Origin of the sequence: Paraburkholderia sp., from assembly GCF_028283785.1 — a bacterium.
Classification (GTDB): Bacteria; Pseudomonadota; Gammaproteobacteria; order Burkholderiales; family Burkholderiaceae; genus Paraburkholderia.
In genome coordinates this window covers 294,076-314,864 of sequence record NZ_JAPWKB010000008.1, presented here as the reverse complement: position 1 = coordinate 314,864, position 20,789 = coordinate 294,076, and the positions used below count along the sequence as shown (strand labels likewise).

The 20,789-nt window shown below is 59.3% G+C and carries 16 protein-coding genes and 2 pseudogenes; 10 read left to right on the top strand and 8 right to left on the bottom strand.

All coding sequences use genetic code 11. From position 1 onward, the window contains the following. Window positions 1-66: 66 nt before the first annotated feature. Window positions 67-2,364 (bottom strand): FdhF/YdeP family oxidoreductase, encoded by a 2,298-nt coding sequence (locus PW947_RS11035; protein WP_299631566.1) that lies wholly within the window; start codon window positions 2,362-2,364, stop codon window positions 67-69. A 346-nt stretch (window positions 2,365-2,710) separates the two neighbouring features. Between PW947_RS11035 and PW947_RS11030 the strand changes: the two genes are divergently transcribed. From PW947_RS11030 to PW947_RS11015, 4 genes are all read left to right on the top strand, one after another. Continuing rightward, window positions 2,711-2,899, top strand: a complete 189-nt coding sequence (locus tag PW947_RS11030) for a hypothetical protein (RefSeq protein ID WP_299631564.1) — start codon at window positions 2,711-2,713, stop codon at window positions 2,897-2,899. 211 nt (window positions 2,900-3,110) lie between these two features. Further along, window positions 3,111-4,061 (top strand): hypothetical protein, encoded by a 951-nt coding sequence (locus tag PW947_RS11025; RefSeq protein WP_299631561.1) that lies wholly within the window; start codon window positions 3,111-3,113, stop codon window positions 4,059-4,061. Between the two features lie 122 nt (window positions 4,062-4,183). Then, complete coding sequence (locus PW947_RS11020) at window positions 4,184-4,768, top strand: glutathione binding-like protein (protein ID WP_299631560.1); 585 nt, start codon at window positions 4,184-4,186, stop codon at window positions 4,766-4,768. Between the two features lie 57 nt (window positions 4,769-4,825). Beyond that, window positions 4,826-5,488, top strand: coding sequence for an HAD family hydrolase (locus tag PW947_RS11015; protein ID WP_299631559.1), 663 nt, complete (start codon window positions 4,826-4,828; stop codon window positions 5,486-5,488). A gap of 116 nt (window positions 5,489-5,604) precedes the next feature. Here PW947_RS11015 and PW947_RS11010 read toward each other — a convergent pair whose 3' ends face one another. Next, window positions 5,605-7,413: a thiamine pyrophosphate-requiring protein gene (locus PW947_RS11010; RefSeq protein WP_299631558.1), complete on the bottom strand. Its 1,809-nt coding sequence runs from the start codon at window positions 7,411-7,413 to the stop codon at window positions 5,605-5,607. Window positions 7,414-8,252: 839 nt separating this feature from the next. Between PW947_RS11010 and PW947_RS11005 the strand changes: the two genes are divergently transcribed. The 3 genes and pseudogenes from PW947_RS11005 to PW947_RS10995 form a co-directional block, all read left to right on the top strand. Further along, window positions 8,253-8,516, top strand: a complete 264-nt coding sequence (locus PW947_RS11005) for a helix-turn-helix domain-containing protein (protein WP_299631557.1) — start codon at window positions 8,253-8,255, stop codon at window positions 8,514-8,516. A gap of 1 nt (window position 8,517) precedes the next feature. Then, window positions 8,518-9,867: a type II toxin-antitoxin system HipA family toxin gene (locus tag PW947_RS11000; protein ID WP_299631556.1), complete on the top strand. Its 1,350-nt coding sequence runs from the start codon at window positions 8,518-8,520 to the stop codon at window positions 9,865-9,867. Between the two features lie 125 nt (window positions 9,868-9,992). Further along, window positions 9,993-10,543, top strand: a pseudogene (locus tag PW947_RS10995) (transposase); the annotation flags it as partial. 436 nt (window positions 10,544-10,979) lie between these two features. On the opposite strand, the gene PW947_RS10990 reads toward PW947_RS10995, so the two are convergent. Both PW947_RS10990 and PW947_RS10985 read right to left on the bottom strand, forming a co-directional pair. After that, window positions 10,980-11,999: an AraC family transcriptional regulator gene (locus tag PW947_RS10990; RefSeq protein ID WP_299631555.1), complete on the bottom strand. Its 1,020-nt coding sequence runs from the start codon at window positions 11,997-11,999 to the stop codon at window positions 10,980-10,982. A gap of 26 nt (window positions 12,000-12,025) precedes the next feature. Further along, on the bottom strand, window positions 12,026-13,486 hold the full coding sequence (locus PW947_RS10985; RefSeq protein WP_366146109.1) for an aldehyde dehydrogenase family protein: 1,461 nt from the start codon (window positions 13,484-13,486) through the stop codon (window positions 12,026-12,028). A gap of 440 nt (window positions 13,487-13,926) precedes the next feature. Here PW947_RS10985 and PW947_RS10980 point away from each other — a divergent pair, with 440 nt between their 5' ends. Then, window positions 13,927-14,784 carry a PA4780 family RIO1-like protein kinase gene (locus PW947_RS10980; protein ID WP_299631554.1) on the top strand — a complete coding sequence of 286 codons (858 nt, stop codon included), beginning with the start codon at window positions 13,927-13,929 and terminating at the stop codon, window positions 14,782-14,784. A gap of 207 nt (window positions 14,785-14,991) precedes the next feature. Here the strand turns inward: PW947_RS10980 and PW947_RS10975 are convergent, their stop codons facing one another. From PW947_RS10975 to PW947_RS31215, 3 genes are all read right to left on the bottom strand, one after another. Further along, window positions 14,992-15,765 carry a LysE family translocator gene (locus PW947_RS10975; RefSeq protein WP_299631553.1) on the bottom strand — a complete coding sequence of 258 codons (774 nt, stop codon included), beginning with the start codon at window positions 15,763-15,765 and terminating at the stop codon, window positions 14,992-14,994. A gap of 36 nt (window positions 15,766-15,801) precedes the next feature. After that, window positions 15,802-17,790, bottom strand: a complete 1,989-nt coding sequence (locus tag PW947_RS10970) for an SMP-30/gluconolaconase/LRE-like region family protein (protein WP_299631552.1) — start codon at window positions 17,788-17,790, stop codon at window positions 15,802-15,804. A 197-nt stretch (window positions 17,791-17,987) separates the two neighbouring features. Continuing rightward, the gene (locus tag PW947_RS31215) at window positions 17,988-18,191 is read right to left on the bottom strand and encodes a helix-turn-helix domain-containing protein (protein WP_366146113.1); all 204 of its coding nucleotides are present in this window, start codon (window positions 18,189-18,191) and stop codon (window positions 17,988-17,990) included. 42 nt (window positions 18,192-18,233) lie between these two features. Here PW947_RS31215 and PW947_RS10965 point away from each other — a divergent pair. Continuing rightward, window positions 18,234-18,356, top strand: a pseudogene (locus PW947_RS10965) (AraC family transcriptional regulator); the annotation flags it as partial. 67 nt (window positions 18,357-18,423) lie between these two features. On the opposite strand, the gene PW947_RS10960 reads toward PW947_RS10965, so the two are convergent. Beyond that, complete coding sequence (locus PW947_RS10960) at window positions 18,424-19,866, bottom strand: alpha/beta hydrolase (RefSeq protein WP_299631550.1); 1,443 nt, start codon at window positions 19,864-19,866, stop codon at window positions 18,424-18,426. Between the two features lie 319 nt (window positions 19,867-20,185). Here PW947_RS10960 and PW947_RS10955 point away from each other — a divergent pair, with 319 nt between their 5' ends. Continuing rightward, the gene (locus PW947_RS10955; protein WP_299631548.1) at window positions 20,186-20,746 is read left to right on the top strand and encodes a proline dehydrogenase family protein; all 561 of its coding nucleotides are present in this window, start codon (window positions 20,186-20,188) and stop codon (window positions 20,744-20,746) included. Window positions 20,747-20,789 lie beyond the last annotated feature (43 nt).

Here is a 20,789-nt window from a genome sequence, read left to right as displayed (position 1 = left end):
AACCCTTGCGTGAGCGCGAATGCCCGTTCACGTCATATCGTCGTCCGACCGCGGTAAACGCCGCCCTTAGGCAGACCCATGGCTTAACGCCCGCAAGTGAACGGGAATCGCTTTTCCTGCCGGCACCTTGCTGCGCTTTGCGTGATGCGCGAGCGGAATCAGCACGTTGCACTCGGGGAAATAGCCCATCACGCAGCCAGCCGGAATGTCATGAGCATGAACCCGCAGCCCGCTCAACGCACGCTCTACCTCGTCATGAGCGACAGTCGACACAACCACTTCGTCATTCTCTTCGAAGCCGAGGCGGGTCATGTCGTCGCGGTTCATCAACAACACATCTCTCGTGTTGTAGACGCCACGAAAACGATCGTCCAGCGAGTAGACCGTGGTGTTGAATTGACTGTCGCCGCGCGTTGTCATCAGCCGCAGGGTCCGTTCGCCGTCGAAGCGCATGTCGGGGTCTTCGCCCAGTCCCTGCGGCACAATGAAATTCGCCTTGCCGGTGCTGGTTTTCCATTCGCGCCTGGCGGCCGGAAGAGGACGTCGAAACCCACCGGGTTGCGACATCCTCTGGTTGAATTGCGCGAACTGGTCGGGATAGGTGGCCTCGATCGCGTCGCGCACGAGGGCGTAATTCGACACCCACTCGTCCCACGGCACGAAGTTCGCCGCTAGCGTGGCTTTCGCGATACCCGCGACGATGGCTGGCTCCGAAAGCAGGTCGCGGCTCGCTGGCTCCGCGAATCCACGCGATCCGTGAATGCACGCGGTGCTGTCTTCCACCGTCACCGATTGAGGCCCGCTCGCCTGTTGGTCGACCTCGATTCGGCCGAGACACGGCAGTAAATAAGCGGCACGTCCGTGCAAAACGTGACTGCGGTTCAGGTGCGTGCCGATCTGCACGTTGAGCGGCAGACGTCGCCAGCCGGCTTCGAGCGCGTGCGGGTCGGGCGTCGCGCGCGCGAAGTTGCCCCCCAGACCGATGAACGCATCGACGGAGCCGTCGCGCACGCCCGCGCATGCGTCCACGGTAGACAGGCCTTCGTCGCGCGGCGGCTCAAAGCGATACAGCGTGGCGAGCTTGTCGAGCGGCGCAAGCGCGGGTTTTTCGGTAATGCCGACCGTGCGTTGTCCCTGCACGTTCGAATGTCCGCGAATCGGACAGATGCCCGCGCCCGGCTTGCCGATATTGCCGCGCAACAGCATCAGATTGGTGAGCATCTGCACGGCGAGCACGCCTTCGCGGTGCTGCGTGATACCCATGCCGTAGAGGATCATCGCCGCTTTGGAGCGCGCGTAGGTTGCCGCTGCCGCCTGCAGCGCGCTACGCGTGAGCGCGCTCTGCAGTTCGATATCCTGCCACGACAGCGCGCGCATCGCGTCCACAAACGCGTCGAAACCGTGAGTGTGTTCGGCGATGAATTCGACATCGAGCACGCGTGGCAGGCCTTCGCGCTGCGCGCGGTCGTCGGCTTCGATCAGCGCCTTGCAGATTCCCGCGACGGCCGCTATATCGCCACCGATCTTGACCTGGTGATACTGCGTGCTGATCGGTGTCTGGGCGTTCGACAGCATTTCGGTCGGCGCTTGCGGATTCGCGAACGTCACCAGCCCGCGTTCTTTCAGCGGGTTAAAGGTGATGATCTCCGCGTTGCGCTTGCGGGCCTCCTGTAATGGATGCAGCATCCGGGGCGCGTTTGTACCCGTGTTGTGCCCGAAAAACATGAAGCAGTCGGTGTGCTCGAAGTCTTCGAGTGTGACAGTGCCGACCGGCGCGCCGATCGTCTCGGGCAATGCCACGGATGTGCTTTCGTGACACATATTCGAACTGTCGGGCAGATTGTTGGTGCCGTAGAGGCGCGCGAAAAGCTGGTACATGTAAGAGGTTTCGAGCGACGCACGCCCCGACGCGTAAAACACCACGCGCTTCGGATCAAAGCTGCGCAGCATTGCACCGATCTCGTCGAATGCCTGCTGCCACGCAATGGGTACATAGCGATCGGCGGTGGCATCGTAACGCATGGGCTCGGTAAGGCGCCCCTGCGATTCGAGATCGTAGTCGGTCCATGTGTCAAGTTCCGACAGCGTGTGTTGTTCGAAGAATTCGCGCGTCACACGCTTGGCCGTGATTTCCCAAGCGGTCGCTTTTGCGCCGTTTTCGCAGAATTCGAAAAGATGCGGATCAGCCGGTTTCGCCCATGAGCAACTCACGCAAGCAAAGCCTTCGGGCTTGTTCTGATGCATCAGAATGCGTGCACCGTTTAGCAACGCATGCTCCTTCATCAAGGCCGAGCCGACCGCTTTGACTGAGCCCCAGCCGCCGGCCGGATGGTCGTATTTCTCGATGCGCGGTTCCTTGCTCATGTTCGACGTTCTCCGTGTGCACAGGGCGTATGCCCGATGCCACGCATCCAGCAATAAACGGACTCGGTAAGAACGGCGTGCGCTATCGGGTTAGACGGAAGTATCGACAGTGGAAAGTCTTACTCGTGTGCTGGATCGGATTCGGGCCGCGCATTATCGTCAGGTGAGCGGTGCTTCACGGGACTTGCACGAATTCGCGACCAGGCATCCGCCTTGCATCACGCTTCCCAACGAGTTGACCGGAGGCGTGATGATGGACACCACAGAGCAAGGGTCTTAACGAACCCGTGTAGCCCGTCTGCATCGCTCGACTAAACGCGCATACCCGCAGGTCTTGGAGACTGATATGACTACCGCCTATGTTGTGAAAACCGGAGAGCAATATCTCTGCACCGGGGAGGACGGCGACATTGGCCTCGCGCCGGAAATCAAAGAAGCCAAAACTTTCTTCTCCTACGAAGACGCCGAAAAAGCGGCAAGCACGCACGCTGACGCCGGATACGAAATTGTGGCCGTCGACGCAAAAGAACGTTGACGCTGTTTTTTACGATCGGACCCGATTGAGAGCTCGCACGATCGCGCCTTCGGGAAGTGGTCCGTTTGCGCACGGACCGTTGACTGGAAACACTGTTTCGGCGGCATAGAAACTGCTGACTGCGATTGCCATTGTCGACGAAGCGCATTCTTTGACGGACTGCGGTCCGCCACACAACAGTGCACCGAAAAAAACTGGTCATGGAGGCTACATGGAACACTCCCCCGCTTCTTCGGGTTACGCACGCTCGCCAGAGGACACCGCGATCGCAGCGATGCCATCCTCTTCTGTCTCCTGGACCGCGATTCTTGCAGGCGGGCTTGGCGCAGCAGCGTTCGCGCTGATTTTGTTGACACTGGGAACGGGGTTGGGCCTCACGGCAATTTCTCCCTGGAAGTCAGCCGGTACCAATGCGAAAGCATTCGGATTCGCAGCCGTCATCTGGATTTGTGTCACTTCGGTTCTGACATCCGGACTAGGCGGCTATCTGGCAGGCAGACTCCGGCACCGCTGGACAACCGTTGATCTCGACGAAGTGCACTTCCGCGACACGGCGCACGGCTTTCTCAGTTGGGCGGTCGCAACGCTCTTCACCGCGATGTTCGTCACGTTGGCGGCCACCGCCGCCATTCGCCCGGGCGCGGCTATCGGCGCCGGAAGTCACGATGGTCCGCTAGACGTGAATGCGCCAATCGTCGAGCGAGGCGATGCAGCAGCCGCGTTTAACGCGTGGCCTGTTGGCTATTTTGTAGATTCCCTATACAGAATTCCCGCAGGTGTGACGCCGCCCCCTGCCGCGATGACGGGTGGCGAGGCCGTGCGTGTTGAAACCACCCGCATCTTCCTGAACAGCGTCGGAGCCGGTGGGCCCCTGTCTCCCGAAGACACCGAATATCTAGGCCGCCTGGTCGCGCAACGCACCGGCCTCGCAACCCCGGACGCGCAGGCGCGCGTCACGACGACCTATACCCGTCTGCAACAGAAACGCGCCGCGCTCGATGCCGCAGCCAAAGACGGAGCAGAGAAGGCGCGAAGAGCGACCATCTCAGCGTCGCTCTGGCTATTTGTCTCGCTGCTGATGGGTGCCTTCTCGGCAAGCCTGCTGGCGACGCACGGCGGCAGGGCTCGCGACGTGCTGATCATTCACCAACCCACCTTGTAAGGAGGCGTCATGCGCTCGATTCTTCTCTATATGCTCGGTGTGCCCATTCCAATCATCATTCTGATCGCTCTTTTCTGGCACTAGGCGACCACTCGCCTTTGCAGTCAACGGAGACGTGAACCATGAAGCTTTACTACTCGCCCGGCGCTTGCAGCCTCGCCGACCATATTGCGCTGCATGAGGCCGAGATCGGGTTCGATCGCGTTCGCGTCGACCTCAAGACGAAAAAAACCGAAACAGGTCAATCATTCGACGAGATCAACCCGAAGAGCTACGTCCCCACGCTGGAATTCGACAACGGTGAAATCCTCACTGAAAACGTCGCCATTCTCTCGTGGATCGCAGATCAGCGACCCGCACTCGGGGTGACCGGAGATCTCGGTACGGCGCGCCTCACCGAGATGCTCACATTCATTTCAACAGAAATTCATAAGCAGTTCGGCCGCGTGTTCAAACCCTCGTGCGACGCCGAAGCCGAGGCGGCACGCGAGAAAATCCGCAAGCGATTTGAACTCATCTCGACCCTGGCAAAGGGCGACTATCTGTTTGGCAGCGAAGCGAGCGTTGCGGATGCCTATCTGTTCACGATGCTTTTATGGGCTGGCAAGGTTCGCCTGGAGATTCCAGCACGCCTGACGGCGTTCGACCAACGCATGCGCACTCGCCCCGCCGTGCAACTGGCGTTGAAACACGAGCAACTGGATTGAACGGGACGTTTGAAAACGCGAGCTGCCCATGCTTGCACGTGATTGGAAACCGACACCATGACTCAGGCTGCCATTTTTGATATCGACGGGACGCTCGTCGATTCAGTCGATCTGCATGCGCGAGCCTGGCAAGAGGCATTTAGCGAGTTCGGCCACGACGTTTCATTCGAACAGGCGCGTGGCCAGATCGGAAAAGGTGGAGACCAGTTATTGCCGGTGTTTCTCTCCGAAGCCGATAGACACGCTCACGGCGATGCACTCGAAGCATGGCGCGGCGAACGCTTCAAATCCCGATACCTTCCGATGGTTCGGCCGTTTTCGTGTGTGCCCGACCTGCTTCTCCGGGCGCGGGACGCTGGCCTCCGGATCGCGGTAGCGTCGTCGGCAAAGCAGGACGAACTCAAAATCTATCTGGAGATTGCGGGCATCACCCGGCTGATCGATCGAAGAACGTCATCGGACGACGTGACCCAGTCGAAACCGGCGCCCGACATATTCAAGGCGGCTTTGACCAGGCTCGCCATCGATGCCACCGACGCTGTCGCAATCGGTGACACGCCTTTCGATGCTGAAGCCGCTAAAAAAACGGGGATTCGCACTATCGGCGTGCTGTGCGGTGGTTTTACGGAAGAAAGCCTACGGGTAGCGGGTTGTGCTGCCGTGTATCCGGGACCGGCCGCACTGCTCGCCTGCTTCGATGCTTCTCCTCTAGGGAAATAGGAGATTCATCGTATTTTTGCGGCCCGTGAATCTTGAAAACGGCATGAAAGTTCATCCAGCCGCCCCTGATCCCGGTATCACGGCGATGCACGCTCATGCCTCAATCGAAGCAGCGCTCAGTCCTTATGCCCCGGCAAAACCGCGCCCAGCACCTGTTTCGCTGTCTCGACGATCACGTTCCCTTCGTCCGGATCGCCTTTCAATAACGTCGTAGCGAACGCCTTGGCCTGCGCCAGCGTGATATGCGGCGGCAACGGCGGCACGTTGGGATTCGCTTTGACCTCGATCACGACAGGTCGATCTGACGACAACGCTTGATCCCACGCCGCGCCCATCTGTTCTGCATCGTCCACGTAAATACCCTTCAGGCCAATCATCTCAGCGAACCGGTGATAGGGCACGCTCGGGATGTCCTGCGAAGCCGCGAACTTTGGATCGCCTTCCATCACGCGCTGTTCCCATGTGACCTGATTCAGATCGCCGTTGTTCAGCACCATGCAGATCCAGCGTTTGTCCGCCCACCGCTCGTAATACTTTGCGACCGTGATCAGTTCGGCCATGTTGTTCATCTGCATCGCGCCATCGCCGACCAGCGCGATCACGGGACGTTCCGGATGCGCAAACTTCGCTGCAATGGCATACGGCACAGCTGCGCCCATCGATGCGAGTCCGCCCGATAACGAGCACATCATCCCGCGTTGCACTTTCAGATCTCGCGCATACCAGTTCGCGCACGATCCGGAATCGCTGGTAACGATCGCATTCGATGGCACGCGAGACGACAACTCGAACACCGTGCGTTGCGGATTGATGCCGACCTTCGCGCTGTCTTTCGCTTCTTCCTTCGCGCGCTTTTCGAGCGTCGTCCACCACCCGGCCGTCCACCCTTCGATCTTCTTGCGCCAGCTCCGATCCTCTTTCGTTTGCAGCAATGGCAGGAGCGCCTTTAGCGTTTCGGCACTGTCGCCGACGAGGTTCACTTCCATCGGATAGCGCAGACTCAGCATGTCCGCCTTCAGGTCGATCTGCACGCCGCGTGCAGCGCCCTCTTTCGGCAAAAACTCCGAATAGGGAAAGCCCGATCCGATCATCAGCAACGTGTCGCATTCCATCATCAGGTCGTAACTAGGCCTGGTGCCGAGTAGCCCGATCGAACCGGTCACCCACGGCAAGTCGTCGGGCAAGACGGCTTTGCCGAGCAGTGCTTTTGCAGCGCCCGCGCCCAGCTTGTCGGCGATGGCGATCACTTCATCCGCGGCGCTCAATGCGCCCGCGCCGACGAGGATCGCCACTTTTTTGCCCGCGTTCAGTACCTCAGCCGCGCGTTGCAGGTCATTCGCATAGGGCACGAGAAGCGGCTTGCTATAGCCGACTCCCGAATGCAAGGTGCCATGTTTGCGGCCCGGTGCTTCATACGGCAAATCCTGCAGGTCGTTCGGCAAGACGAGGGCTGTCACCTTGCGCTCGGCGACTGCGATACGCACCGCCCGGTCGATCAGATGACGCACTTGCGCAGGCACGCTTGCCTGTTCGATGAACGCTCCTGCGACATCCTTGAACATAGACACCAGATCGAGTTCCTGCTGATAATGTCCACCCAGTGCGGCACGTGCCTGCTGGCCCGCGATGGCGAGGACCGGCATATGGTCCATCCTCGCGTCGTAAAGACCGGTGATCAGATGCGAGGCGCCCGGCCCCGACGTGGCAATACATACGCCCAGTTCACCCGTGAATTTTGCATGGGCACAGGCCATGAACGCAGCCATTTCTTCATGCCGGGCCTGGATGAATTCGATCTTGCCTTCCGCGCGATTCATTGCGCCGAATACACCGTTGATGCCGTCGCCGGGGTATCCGTAGATGCGACGCACGCCCCAGGCGTAAAGCCGATCGATGATGAAGTCGCCGACGGTTTGGCTGCTCATGGTCTGCTCCGCAAAAAGAGATCGATTCAGACACAGCAACACCCGTTCCTTTACACAGCTTTCAGCGAGCACGCAAAACGGGCCTCCTGACCTGTCACCGCATCAAGCTTCGTCCGCTCTCTAGTGATCCACACTAATCATCGCTCCGCGCCGCAGTCGCGATTTCTCAACCCTCGTCGCCGTGCGACTTTTTTCTATTTGCATAACGTGCTGGTAAACCTCCGACGGCGCGACTGAACGCCGTGCTGAATGCGCTCGCAGACCGAGCGGGACATTCCGGCCGTCATCGCCATCGCGGCAACAGTCCAATGCCGTGCAATGTCGGCGTGAATTTCGCGCAATGCATGCGCGAGTTGTTGATCAGCGAGACCGGCCAGCATGCCTGGCTTCTCTGGCTCAGTTGCCTCTACGGCGTTTCGTGACCGGAATGCTTCGACCATGCCTCAACCACTCATTGCATGGCACCGCGATGCAAGTCGGGATCAACGCGTTCAACCGATTGCCTGATTGGAGACGGCCCCGGCGAGTTGCGCTTACACCTGGCAAGAACTGGTGACGCAATCGGTGACTGGCTATGCCGATTCGATCGCGACAACACGTACCTGCTCATCGACGTAGAGGGATAGGCTACTTCACGACTGAGCGAGCGTCTGGAATGGCAGACAATCGCGGGACCGGCTTACGCGCAAGGCATCACGGCGCTCTCCGAACGATAGCCGAGTCCCGGATAATCTCGTTATATCCGAATATCAGCTAATTTCGATAAATCTGAATATCGGCTAAATTGACATTATCCGATATTCGGCTAGACTACAGATAGCCGAATAGCGGATATTTATATGCCAGCCAAGTCAATTTCCCAGCTCCTCGTGACCGCTCCGCAGCTTGGTCAACTGCTCGTGGCTTCGCGCAAGCACCGCAAGCTCACTCAGGCACAGGTGGCGCAGCGCGTCGGCTTGAGCCAGAACCGCATCTCTTACCTTGAGAAGAACGCCGGCGAACTCAGCTTCCAGCAACTGTTGAGCTGGTGCTCAGCCATCGGACTTGAATTACGCCTCGGGGAACGGGAGACAGTCGACTCAAACAACGAACCGGAATGGTGAGATGGCACGCCGCTCTCATACCCAGACGCTCTCCCTGTGGGCCAACGGCGAATACGTCGGGCGCTGGACCATCAACGTCAACGGAGACAGTGAACTTCAGTACGATGCCGACTGGCAGTATTCGAGCCGCGGCCGCCCTATCTCCCTGTCTTTGCCATTCAATCTCCACCAGCGGCCATTAAGGGGCGATAGCGTCTCTCACTATTTCGAGGGTCTGTTACCCGACAGCGACGCGATTCGCAGGCGGGTGGCGGCGCGATTCAAGACAGGCTCCATCGACGCATTCGACCTTCTCGCCGCTATTGGACGTGACTGCGTCGGCGCCCTGCAACTCTTGCCGGACGGAGCGGTCCCGGAGGGAACCGACAGGATCGAGGGCGTTGTCGTTGACGATGACGCAATCGAGCGACACCTGCTCGAAGTCATCAGCCCGGAACGGTTTGCTGCGACAGCGGACCCCGATGACGACTTCCGGATTTCGCTGGCTGGCGCCCAGGAGAAGGATGCGTTTCTGTGGTGGGATGGTCAATGGATGAAGCCACGCGGCGCAACGCCTACGACTCACATCTTCAAGCTGCCGATCGGCATGGTTGGTGGACGTCAGGCCGACTTCAGCACGTCGGTCGACAATGAATGGCTGTGTCTGCGACTACTCAAGGCTTACGGACTGCCCACGGCCGAAGCAGCGATTGCGACATTTGGCTCGCAACGGGTGCTGGTTGTTGAGCGTTTTGACCGAGCGATCTCCCACAGTGGCGCGCAGCTATTCCGGCTGGTCCAGGAGGACTTCTGCCAGGCAACCGGCACCTCGCCCCTCCTCAAATACGAGAATGAAGGTGGCCCGGGACTTATGACGATCTTCACACTGCTGAAGCAGTCACAACAAGCGCAGGAAGACATGCGCACGCTCATGGCATCACAAATCATTTTCTGGGCGATGCGGGCAACAGACGGTCATGCGAAAAACTTCAGCATCCAGTTGCTCGCTGGCGGCGCTGGACGCTTCAGACTCACGCCCATGTACGACGTGATGTCTGGCTACCCGGTTATGGGCACCGGCCCAAATCAGTGGGCGGACCACGATATCAAGCTGGCCATGGCCCTACTCGGAAAGAACAAGCACTATCACGTGAATAAAATCGAACGCAGACACTTCAACAGCACGGCACGGAAAGTCGGCTATGGAGATGATGCAGAGCCGCTCTTGCAGGAGCTTATCGCCCGTACACCAGAGGTCATTGCGAAAGTGAGGGCCGAACTTCCCGCAGGGTTCTCTGAACGGGTAGCGGACACGGTCTTGGATGGCATACAGGCCGCGATGAATGCTCTGGAAGGCATGCCTGCAAGCTAAAGCGGTGAGATGAACTTGAGCGTCTATGCAGGCGCCCTGGGTAGTCGGCGCCACTTTCTCTGGGTTACTTTCCATGTAACCTTGACGATCAAGTGTTCTGACACGCCTGGCGAACCACTCCGATACTGTCGATGACGGATCCCGACGCACGATCCATGGCAACAAGCGGAAGAGGCTCCGGCATAGTCGGCTACAACGTTCAGGCCGCCGTAGCCACGAAGCATCATCTGATCGTTGAGCACGAAGTAACGAACGCTGGAAACGATCACGGCCAACTCAGCAGAATGGCGGTATCTGCGAAGGACGCGATGGGCAAGCCAAAGCTGAAGGTTGTTGCTGATCGAGGTTACTTCAGCGGCCCGGAGATACGGGCATGCGATCTGAACGACATCAGCGCATACGTTCCCAACTCCCTTACTTCCGCGTCGCGGAAGAAAGGTCTGTTCAGCAAGGCCGACTTTGTCTACGTGGCAAAAAGTAATGTGTATCGATGCCCTGCTGGTGAGCGAGCCATCCTTCGATTCACGACCGTCGAGCATGACATGAATCCGCGGGTTTACCGGTCCAGCGGAGTACGGAAATGAGCCTTCAGCGGTTGGCCTATAACCTGAAGCGGGTCATGAACATACCTGGCGTTGCAGGGACGATGAAGGCCATGAAAATGGCTGGAAGCTAAGGCCCCGAGGGGCTGTGTTGTGCTCGCGATGTTCGATTAGGGCAAGCTCGCCGCATCAAACTCGATCGACCTGTACGCCAATTACCCGCTCATGGGCAGAAATCGCGTTTCCACACACTGGGTCGACCACCGCCAGTCGAATCGGGCGGTAGTCGGCCAGGAAGCGTCATCCGCCCGTCGCGTCGCTCGGCCGATCAGACGTCGGCTCCGCTCATAAAACCGCCATTCGGTTGGCCAGGAGAAATGTTGCTTTGTCGGCTTCTCCGACAATCAGCATTGGCTTTGATCATTGCGGCAATTAGATCAGAAGTTGGTATCCGCGAGTCATGCGAATAATGTCCTTAGCCTCGGCGGCAGTGGTCGACATCGGAAGTCGCTAGATATTCGTGCAGCACTCCCGGGCCAGCCATCCCGCTGGCGCCAAAGATCAGGAATTTCATGTGGCTTCCTTCGCGAGTGCCGCAGCCCGCCATACTGCCGGGGTCAGCTCTTCCCATTGGCGGAAGGCACGGAAGAAGGAGTTCTGATCTTCGTAACCGAGCATATAGGCCACTTCGATGAGCGCCAGCGTGGGATCAGCCAGATATTCCAGCGCTAATTGATGGCGCGTTTCGCTGAGCAGGCTCTGAAAGGTTAGCCCTTCGTCGGTCAGCTTGCGCTGCAAGGAACGCTCGCTCATGGCCAGTTCGATAGCGACCGAGCGGATGTCGGGGCGGCCGGCCGTGAGTCGCCGCCGCAAGACCCAGCGGATCTGCTCGGCAAGGGAGGCGCTGGAGGTATGCTGGTCCAGTCGCCGGTCCAGTTCGGGAATCAGGATGTCGAGCAGTTCGGCGTTGTAGCTCGCGAAAGCCCTGTCGAGATCAGCACGGCGGAAGGTGAGGCAATCCCGCTCGGCACCAAAACGCACATGACAGCCGAAATACTGCTCGTAGCCGGCGCGGGCGACTCCGGGGCGTGCCAGCTCGACAACCAGCGCGGACATGGGTGTGGCCGTGCCCCGGCGACCCAACTCCATCAGCGACGCCAGCGTGGCGTCCACCAGCGCAGGCGGGGCCGCTTGCTCTTCAGCATGCAACCAGGCAACGACGACTTCACCGCGATCCTCCTGCTCCTCGATGCGCACCTCCTCGGGCGCGCACAGGCGTTTGAAGCGCGCCACGCGCTGTAAGGCATCGCGGAAGTCGCGAGCGTGGTAGGCCGCCATGAAGGAAGGCGGCATCACGGCGGCTTCCAGTCCGGTGGCGATGCGCAGACCAATCGCGGGATCGCCGCTGAGCTCGACCAGCACTTGCCAAAGCGCAAAGAATTGCGCCGTGGACAGCGCCGCCTGATCGCGCACGATGGCGAGCGGAATTCGCGCATCGCGCACCACCTCAGCCCGCGACAGTCCCGCGCGTTTGATGCCTTCCCAGAATGCGTCGGGAAGCCTGATCTTGTCTGCCACCCGATTTTTCATGGTCTCGCCTGGCCTACTTGACGGCTTCAGGAAATCGACTTGTATTCCATGTACGACTGGATGCCGTACACGCCGTTTTCCCGGCCGAGTCCCGATTGCTTGAAACCACCAAATGGAGCTGCGGGATTGTTGTTGAACGCGTTAATCGAGACCGTACCGGCCTCGATCTGATCAGCGATCCGTTTGGCATGATCGTAATCGGAGCCGCTCACATAGCCGGCAAGCCCATAGGGCGTGTCGTTGGCGATAGCGATCGCCTCCTGCACGGTCTTGTAGGTGATGAGGCACAACACTGGGCCGAAGATTTCTTCGCGGGCTACCGCCATGTCGTTGGTCACATTCGCGAACAAGGTCGGCTTCACAAAATTGCCACCCTCCAGCCCGGCGGGATGGCCCGGGCCGCCGGCCACGACTTCGGCGCCTTCGGCGATTCCCTTGTTGATATACCCTTGAACGCGTTCGTACTGGATCTTCGACACCATCGGCCCGATGGCCGTGCCCGCATCTTGCGGAAGTCCGACCTTGAGATGCTGGTCGACCGCGTGCTTCAAAGCCGCCTTAATTTCATCGGCACGGCTTTCCGGCACCAGCACGCGAGTTCCCGCGATGCAAGCTTGCCCGCTGTTCATGAAGCCGCTGGACAGAACGAATGGGATCACCTGTTCGAGCTCGGCATCTTCCAAAATTATGTGGGGAGATTTGCCACCCAGCTCCAAGGTCACCCGCTTGAGCGTCGCTGCTGCGTCACGGGCGATGGTTTTGCCCACGCCGGTCGAGCCGGTGAAGGAAATCTTGGCGACATCGCGGTTGCGGGTGATCTCGGCACCCACCACGTCGCCACGACCATTGACGATGTTGATCAGTCCGGCCGGAATTTTTGCCTCATGCACACACTCCATGATCAATTGCGTCTGCAAAGCACTCATTTCACTGGGCTTGGTGACGACCGTGCATCCAGCCGCCAGGGCAGCCGATGCCTTGTTGAAGAAGTACAGGATGTTCGCGTTCCAGGGCGTGATGTGCCCGGCAATGCCAACGGGTTGCAATGACACTTCCGTGCGGCCAACCATCTTCTTGAATTCGACTTCGTTCAAGGCGTTTTTTGCACTCAAAATGGCTTCGGCCGCCACCTGCACCAGGAACTGTGCCATCTGCGACGGCCCACCGTACTCTTGAACCAGCGCCTGGGCATGCTCACCGGCACGCGCTATAAGAGCATCGTGCAGGCGCTGGAGATATTCAGCGCGTTCCTCGGGAGCGGATTTCGAGTAACTCTTAAAAGCCTCCTTCGCAGCGGCGATGGCACGCCGCGTATCCTCCTCGTCGCCGAGCGTAACGCGCCCGATCACTTCTTGCGTAGAGGGATTGATCAGGTCAAAGGTTTCCTTGCCGTGCGATTCAACAAATTCGCCGTTGATGTAGTGCGAGCTGATGAGTTTCATATTTTGTCCCTCCATCGCATGGATGGTGAAGTGATTGAACGCCATACCCTGCTTCAAAATTGAAGATGGACAGCACGCTCATCGGGTGTTCGTGAGCATGGAATCAGTCTAGACCACTCACGTCGCTAAAAATATGCAGATGGCGCCACCTGGCTTGCGGAGTACGCCATATGGTTATCGACGTGGACTCCCCTTAAGGGCAGTTGTCATTCCCAAAGCGGTCGTCGCAGTAGACCGAGGTTGAACGCCAGTTCAGGATCGGCTGCTGCCCGTCGTGCCAGGCAGCGAGCGGTCTGGAACTGGGGCGCAATGCATCTACGCAGTCGCCGGACATTTGCGTCGGCTCGTCCTCGGCCACCCGTATAATCCGGCATGACTTCATTCATCTGCCACGCAGCAAGCTTACGGCCGCCAGCACCGGCTGCTCGATTCACCGGTTTGTCGGTCGCGCATACCTCTGCGGGCCATTCACGGCCGACCATCGTATGAAAATACCCAAACGACTCGCACCGCTTCTCGAAGAAGGACTTATCGATGAAGTCATCGGCCAGCTGATGAGCGGCAAAGAGGCAACAGTCTACGTCGTGCGCAGCGGCGAATCGGTGCGTTGCGCCAAGGTATATAAAGACGCGAAGCAGCGTAGTTTTCGGCAAGCCGCGTCGTACCGGGACGGTCGCAAGGTCAAGAACAGCCGGCAAGCGCGGGCAATGGAAAAAGGTACGCGCTACGGCCGTCAGATGCAGGAAGAGTCATGGCAGAACGCTGAAGTCGACGCGCTGTTCCGGCTCGCCAACGCAGGTGTGCGCGTGCCGCAACCCTATATCTGTACAGACGGCGTGTTGCTGATGGAGTTGGTGATCGACGAAGTGGGTGACGTCGCACCACGGCTCAACGATGTCGATCTGACCGAAGCCCGCGCCCTCGAACTGCACGCGCAGCTGCTGAACCAGGTTGTCCGCATGCTCTGCGCAGGGGTGATCCACGGCGACCTTTCGGAATACAACATCCTGCTGGCAGCGAACGGGCCAGTGATCATTGATCTGCCGCAGGCCGTTGACGCCGCCGGCAACAACGAAGCCGCATCGATGCTCGCGCGAGACGTCGACAACCTTGCCACGTACTTCGGACGGTTTGCACCGCAAATTCTCACAACGAGTTATGGCGCGGAGATCTGGGCGCTCTTCGAAGCAGGACGGCTGCATGTCGATGCCGAACTGACCGGCCGCATCGAAGTCGACACGCGACCTGTGGACCTCGACGGCGTGCTGCAGGAACTCGAAGAGACACGTCTTGAGGAGGAAGCGCGAGCGCGGCGACAGCAGGAACTGAGTGCAGGCCGGTAACCGTGCTCGATGTGCCCCGAAGATAGCCTGAAAGTAACGGTCGTTGAGGATGTCGCCACCCGGTCACGAAGAGTCAGTCGGAATTCATTCCAGACTGTCGACATTCGAAGGAGTCGCCGCAGTCACGGCCGGTCTCGAACGGTTTTTCCAGCACCGTCGCGCCCTTCGCGCGGCAACTGTTCATGCGCTGGCGCAGGGAGACCTGGATCAAATTTTCTCTGCTGCCAACCTCAATCCCAGTCCAACAAACAGAGCCCCCATCGCCTTGCTCAACCAGGAAGAGATAGCCCGGTTGCGGCGAAGTGCGCTTGTCATTCCAGCAGCGATAAACACATAGATGATGCTCGTCGCAATGCCAACCATATTGCCCGTTATGCCCAACGCGACGAGATGCTTCACCGGGTTTGGGTCATGCGCGCTCATGAACTGTGGAAGCAATGCAATGTAAAACAGCGCGACTTTAGGGTTCAAAACATCACTAAGGAAGCCTTGCCAGAAAATTAGCCGCAAAGCCTTCGTCCGGGCGTCGCCTACGGGAAAAGCAATGCTTCCCTTTGAACGCAATGCGCCAAGCCCTAAATAAAGCAGGTATACAGCGCCCAGCCGCTTCACGGCGGTGAACGCTGTCGCTGATGTCAATACGAGCGCGGAGAGACCGGTGACCGCGGCAAGCAAGTGCACGTAAGCCCCAAGATTGATTCCGAGTGCGGCGCATAAGCCCGCCGTCCGTCCCTGGGCAACCGTCCGTCCAAGCAGAAACAGCATATCTGGGCCTGGCACAAGGCACAAAACAAAGCTCGCGCCGACGAACAGGATGTACGTGTGAAGGCTCGTGTTCTCTCTTGTGCGATCGTGGACGAGATTCAGAGAATATATCTCCTCCAAAAAACCAGTCATGGCGTTGCTGCCATGACTGTCGAAATGCGTTGGCTCAAGGAGCTGATCGTTGACGTAAAGAAATGGGCGGCATGTGCCGCCCATTTCTTTCCCTAAGCAGGACCGCCGTCAGCTACATCCTTACTTCGATACCGTGCCAAACGGCGATATCAGACTTTGCTGTGTCGACACGGTGCTCGTCGCGGCCGTCGCCGATTTCGGCGTCCAGCGGTACACGACGATATTCGAGCCGTTGTAGTCGTCCTTCGTCACCACGTACTCGCCGGTCGATCGCAGATACGAGCGCAATCCGTACATCGAATCCACGTCGTTGCCGATATACACCGTGTTCGGGCTGGTGTTGGTCAACGTCGTCTCCTGCGCGCCCGTTGTCAGGTTGAATACGTCGATGTTCGGCACGGTATGCACGTAGCCGAGGAACAGGTAATTGCCCGACGCGGTCATCGATTTCGGATTCGCGCTGACAATCCGGATCACCGGATTCGGTGTCTTCGTGTTGCCCGCGGCCCAGCCGTGATACACCTCGATGCGCGTCCCGATCGACGTCCAGTCCGTGCTGCCGACAATCCCCTGCGCGAGAATCATCGTGTCGCTTTCGGGCAAATACAGGATGCGCGTCAACGGCACGATCGAAGTGGGAATCGTCGTCGAGGTGCCCGCGCTCCAGGACGGTTTGCCGTTCGCGTCGAAACCGCTCAGCCGGTAATGCCAGATCGCATTGGTCTTGTCGAGTCCGGCCCACACGTCACCCTTGCTGTCCAGACAGAAGCCGTCGCGAATCCGCGCGGTAGTGTTGAAGCTCGTGCCCGGAATCGACGTGTCGGGAATCGCGATATAGCCGTTGGCCGTGTTGAAGTGGAAAAAGTAGAACTCGTCCGGGTTCTGCGCGGTCGCGACCAGAATCCGCTTGCCGCCTACCGATACGATCTGCCCGAAGTGCTCGCTACGTTCGTGGTCCGCGATGTTGATACGCGGATCGGACGGATACGCGATCGGATCGACGGTGTTCGCGAGGAAGGTGCCGCCTGCGCTGCCGGTGTAAATGTTGCTGCCGCTGTACATGTACACGCCGTCGGTGGCGGGATCGGGCGCGGCAATCCCCTCGAAATTCAGCGACTGAAGCTTCCAGCGCAAACGCCCGGTGTTGTCGTAGGCGTGGATGTCGGTGCCGCCGTCGCGGCCCAGATCCCAGCTGCCGCCCCACGGATTGTTCAGCACGTACAGCGTGCCCGCTGAATCCTTGCCGATCCCGACGACGCGCGTAAAGCGCTTGTCGCCGACCTGCCCTTTCACGCCCGTCGTCGTGTTCAGATAACCGCCCGTCACGCCGAACGTCCCCGCCAGCAGCGGCGCTCCCGCGATGCTGTACAGCTTGATGTTCATATCGGGACCCTGGTCGCCGATCATCAGATGCTGCGTCAAGGCGTCGAAATACAGCGCCGAAGGCCGGGCCGTGGATGCAAGCCGGATAGCGTTCAGCTGGGCACCGGATGACGAGAATTCGAGCACGGTAGCCGCGCTCTTTTGCGCGACCCACAGGTTGCCCGCGCCATCGACCGTCAACGCGCCTGGCCCCGACACCTTGATGTCGCGCTGCCAGACGCCTGCCGTCGTGTAGACACGTACCCGGTTGCCGGGAAAGTCGCTCGCGTAAAGCGTCGTGCCCGCCGTCGCAAGTCCGGTGACGACGTCGGCGAGGCGTTCGGTGGTGGTCGCGCTGACCTGGATCAGCAGGTCGCGGGTGCGGCTCGTGCGGTTGTAGCGGCCAACGGCACCGCTGCCAAGCGTCGAACTGAACTGGAGCGCGGCGAACAGCGAGGTCGAATTGCCGGTGATCGCGCCGCCCTGGAAATCGGCGTGTGCGCCGATCGAGCCGATACTCTGGCCGTTCTGGTAGATCGCAATGCCGCCTTCGTTCTCATCCCACATCGAGGACGTGTAGATCACACCTTCGGGCGCGACCCACATCGAACGCGCTACGCTGCCAACGCGCGTCGTATTCGTGCCGAAGCTATTGGCGACCCAGTCGGTCGTGTATTGCGCATAGCAGGCCGGGGCGATCACCGCGGCCAGAATTGCCGCTGAAATAGCGGCGAAGATACGTCTCATGATGATGCTGCCACCCCGGTTCAACTGTCCGGCACCGCGAGATGCAATGCCCATTCGTCTGATTTATCGGCGCTTTTAAGCGCGAATTGAGGACAACAAACGGGGGCGAATCATGTCTGAAATCTAACGAAAAATTACGTCATCGCATGTTGAACTTGATGCCGTCGATAGCCACCATGTCACTCGAGCAGATTCACCTATCGCCGCGCGTTCTCTCCATCACTCGTATGGCTACTTTGGACTTTGTATTCGCGCGGTGACAACCCATGCCGCTCACGAAACATTCTGCTGAAATGCGACGCGCTTTTGAACCCACACGCGGCAGCAACCTGTTCAATCGACTTGTGCGCATATCGCGGGTCAAGCAGCCAGGTCGCGCATCGTTCAAGGCGCAGCTCCATTAGCGTGCGGCTCACGCTCTTGTCTTGAGAAGCGAACACACGATGCAAGTATCTTCCAGTCTCGAACTAAAAAGCTCGATTTTTCACGTCGGGCAGTATTGCGGCGCCAGGCAGGCCTCCACGGCCGGGCGACTGCGCGCCAGCTTTCATCTCGTCCTGCATGGATGCAGGTAATGACAGGATTCGTGAAGCACGACGCCCGTAGACCCCATCGATAAGATCCTTTCTCGCATCAACGGTTAAAGACCCAGTACACACTGCCGTTGCGCGTCTGGTCTTTCAGGCCGAAGCGTTTGGCTGCCCGGGCATCTGACTGGATGATGTAGTAAAGGTCCGATAGGATCGTTCTGCGATCGCCCACATACGAATGGCCGGTCAGATCCGTGTCGACATTCGTGACATCGATCGTCTCTATTCCTTTCAGCAGCACCAGGTTTTCACCGGAGTCCCCCGCACGGGGCCCGCCCCCATGAAAAAGGCGCGAGAGAGTGAGCGCCCGGTCGTTTGACGACGCGTACAGCGTCACCGGCGCGCCGATCGAAACCAGACCGGGGGCGATCTGGTGCATGAAAACGTCCGTGTCGATGTCCGGCGCCGCGAGCACGATTTCCCTTAGCCGGCTCGCCTGATCGGGATGATTGTGGGCAAAGTTCATCAGCGCACGCGTCATACCGCGGTTGCCCATGCTGTGGGCGATCACATACAGATAGGCACCCGGCGACGCTGCAAGGACCTGCCCGACAAATTTTTCGATGTCTGGCTGGGCACGCTCGATCGCCTGCTCATCGGCAAAATAGCCAGCGAGCGTACCGCGCGATGGCCAGGAAAAGAACACTGGCGCACCGGCAAAGTCGAGGTCATAGGCCATCTGGGCAGTCCGCAACGCGGCGTCCTCGAAGCTGACGTTGTAGCCGTGGATGAACAGCAGCACACTCGGCGTAGCTGCATTGAGCGCCTTGGTGCGCAACTCGTCACGGAACTGGTCGTATGGCGTGACGGCGACCTTCAATATCGACACATGTCGCTCAGGATCGCGGTGGAACTCCATCCGTAACACAGACGGCGATTCGATCGTGCCAACGACATGATTACGTGGAATGCTCACATCGACGCTGCCAAACGACATCGGACCACTCTCGCTGCTTTCAACGTCCGGCGACCCGTTCTTTTTCGTTGCCACTTTCCGGTCCGTGCCGAAAAAGACCCGCATCACCGCGTACCGGCCATTGCCCTTGGCACGCTCGGGTTGAGGGACAACAGCGTGAGGGGCTGGACCTGCACCCGGACTTAGTAGCTCGAGGTCCGACTGTCCGCCGAACAGATCAGCGCCGGGCGAGATGCCAGTGGAATCGTTGGTGACGAGACGGGCTGTCTGGCCCGCCCCCTGAAAGGTTGCGGCCTCCTGCACGGGTGCTGCGCCCTCCGGCGCCTGATGCGCGTCGAAATCCGGCGGTGGCGGCGGCGCCAACTGCGGCTCAGCGGATTGCTGCGTCGACAATCCTTTCGACTCAGCGCCGAGGTTCGTCACGCCTGACGACAGTTCCGTCTGCGGCCCCGTCGGTTCAGGGCTGATGCTCACCGCGCCGGAAGACCCCTCGGTGACGTTTGGTCCACCGCAGGCGCCGAACGCCATCGCAACGAATACTCCCACTAAGACCCGGACAGTCCGATTCATCGCGCACTCCATTCCGACGTCTGTGTGTTTCGTCGCAGCGCCGCGTATTGGCGGCCGGTCCGGCTAGCCCTTATGGCCTGGGCCGCAAGTCACGGGATCATCCTGAAGAATAGTGAGCATCTGAGACTGGTGTGCAACAACCATCAGGCAAATGTCGGCCACCGCACACAGGCGTTCCTGAGATGCGCGCAACCCGCTGCGTGTCGGAACAATTCCCGGATGCCTTGCCGTTCAAGGCCGGGAAGCACGACCTGCCATGTCGATCAGCGTCCGGCCTTCACTCAGGTCGTAACGCAACGGGCATGGGCGACTTCGCATCGTGTGTCGCGCCGGTGGGAGCGACACACGTTGCACCCAGAAAACGCTCGACGCGTTCCTGAAGCTCGAAGCCGACGGCTACCCAGTCGGAATCGCATTGCAAGCATATTTGACGCGCACGAACGACGATATCGTTTCACCGCAGGCGCGCAAGAGTCGCGTGCGCATTTGCAAGGGAATTTATGCTGAGGCAAACGAGCATCTCGTCAACGGTGCATCACGAGATCGGGCCGCGATCAATTCGCACTTCATTCGGCACGTTTCGAGCTCACTGCAGGCGGGGTCGTTCGCAGGCATTGCAACGCACGATGCCCAATTGATCGATCGGCTTTCCGATTGGCTGCAAAGCGAGCGAATCGACAGCTCACGCTTCGAGTTCCAGATGTTGCTGGGTGTGTGCGAGCCGCTGCGTGACGCTTTGCTTGCGCAAGGATTTAACGTGAGGGTCTATGTGCCCTACGGTCATGACTGGTATGGCTACAGCACTCGGCGAATCAAGGAGAATCCGCGAATTGCCGGATATATCGTCGCCGCGATGATCCGTCGCAATCGGACGCGCTAGCAGTTACAGCAGGATTAGCGTAGCGGGACCGACAGCCGCAACA

Excerpts from the sequence above, each read along its gene's own strand:
- PW947_RS11035 (WP_299631566.1), bottom strand. The coding sequence starts at position 2,364 with ATGAGCAAGGAACCGCGCATCGAGAAATACGACCATCCGGCCGGCGGC.
- PW947_RS11030 (WP_299631564.1), top strand. The coding sequence starts at position 2,711 with ATGACTACCGCCTATGTTGTGAAAACCGGAGAGCAATATCTCTGCACC.
- PW947_RS11025 (WP_299631561.1), top strand. The coding sequence starts at position 3,111 with ATGGAACACTCCCCCGCTTCTTCGGGTTACGCACGCTCGCCAGAGGAC.
- PW947_RS11020 (WP_299631560.1), top strand. The coding sequence starts at position 4,184 with ATGAAGCTTTACTACTCGCCCGGCGCTTGCAGCCTCGCCGACCATATT.
- PW947_RS11015 (WP_299631559.1), top strand. The coding sequence starts at position 4,826 with ATGACTCAGGCTGCCATTTTTGATATCGACGGGACGCTCGTCGATTCA.
- PW947_RS11010 (WP_299631558.1), bottom strand. The coding sequence starts at position 7,413 with ATGAGCAGCCAAACCGTCGGCGACTTCATCATCGATCGGCTTTACGCC.
- PW947_RS11005 (WP_299631557.1), top strand. The coding sequence starts at position 8,253 with ATGCCAGCCAAGTCAATTTCCCAGCTCCTCGTGACCGCTCCGCAGCTT.
- PW947_RS11000 (WP_299631556.1), top strand. The coding sequence starts at position 8,518 with ATGGCACGCCGCTCTCATACCCAGACGCTCTCCCTGTGGGCCAACGGC.
- PW947_RS10990 (WP_299631555.1), bottom strand. The coding sequence starts at position 11,999 with ATGAAAAATCGGGTGGCAGACAAGATCAGGCTTCCCGACGCATTCTGG.
- PW947_RS10985 (WP_366146109.1), bottom strand. The coding sequence starts at position 13,486 with ATGGCGTTCAATCACTTCACCATCCATGCGATGGAGGGACAAAATATG.
- PW947_RS10980 (WP_299631554.1), top strand. The coding sequence starts at position 13,927 with ATGAAAATACCCAAACGACTCGCACCGCTTCTCGAAGAAGGACTTATC.
- PW947_RS10975 (WP_299631553.1), bottom strand. The coding sequence starts at position 15,765 with ATGGGCGGCACATGCCGCCCATTTCTTTACGTCAACGATCAGCTCCTT.
- PW947_RS10970 (WP_299631552.1), bottom strand. The coding sequence starts at position 17,790 with ATGAGACGTATCTTCGCCGCTATTTCAGCGGCAATTCTGGCCGCGGTG.
- PW947_RS31215 (WP_366146113.1), bottom strand. The coding sequence starts at position 18,191 with ATGGAGCTGCGCCTTGAACGATGCGCGACCTGGCTGCTTGACCCGCGA.
- PW947_RS10960 (WP_299631550.1), bottom strand. The coding sequence starts at position 19,866 with ATGAATCGGACTGTCCGGGTCTTAGTGGGAGTATTCGTTGCGATGGCG.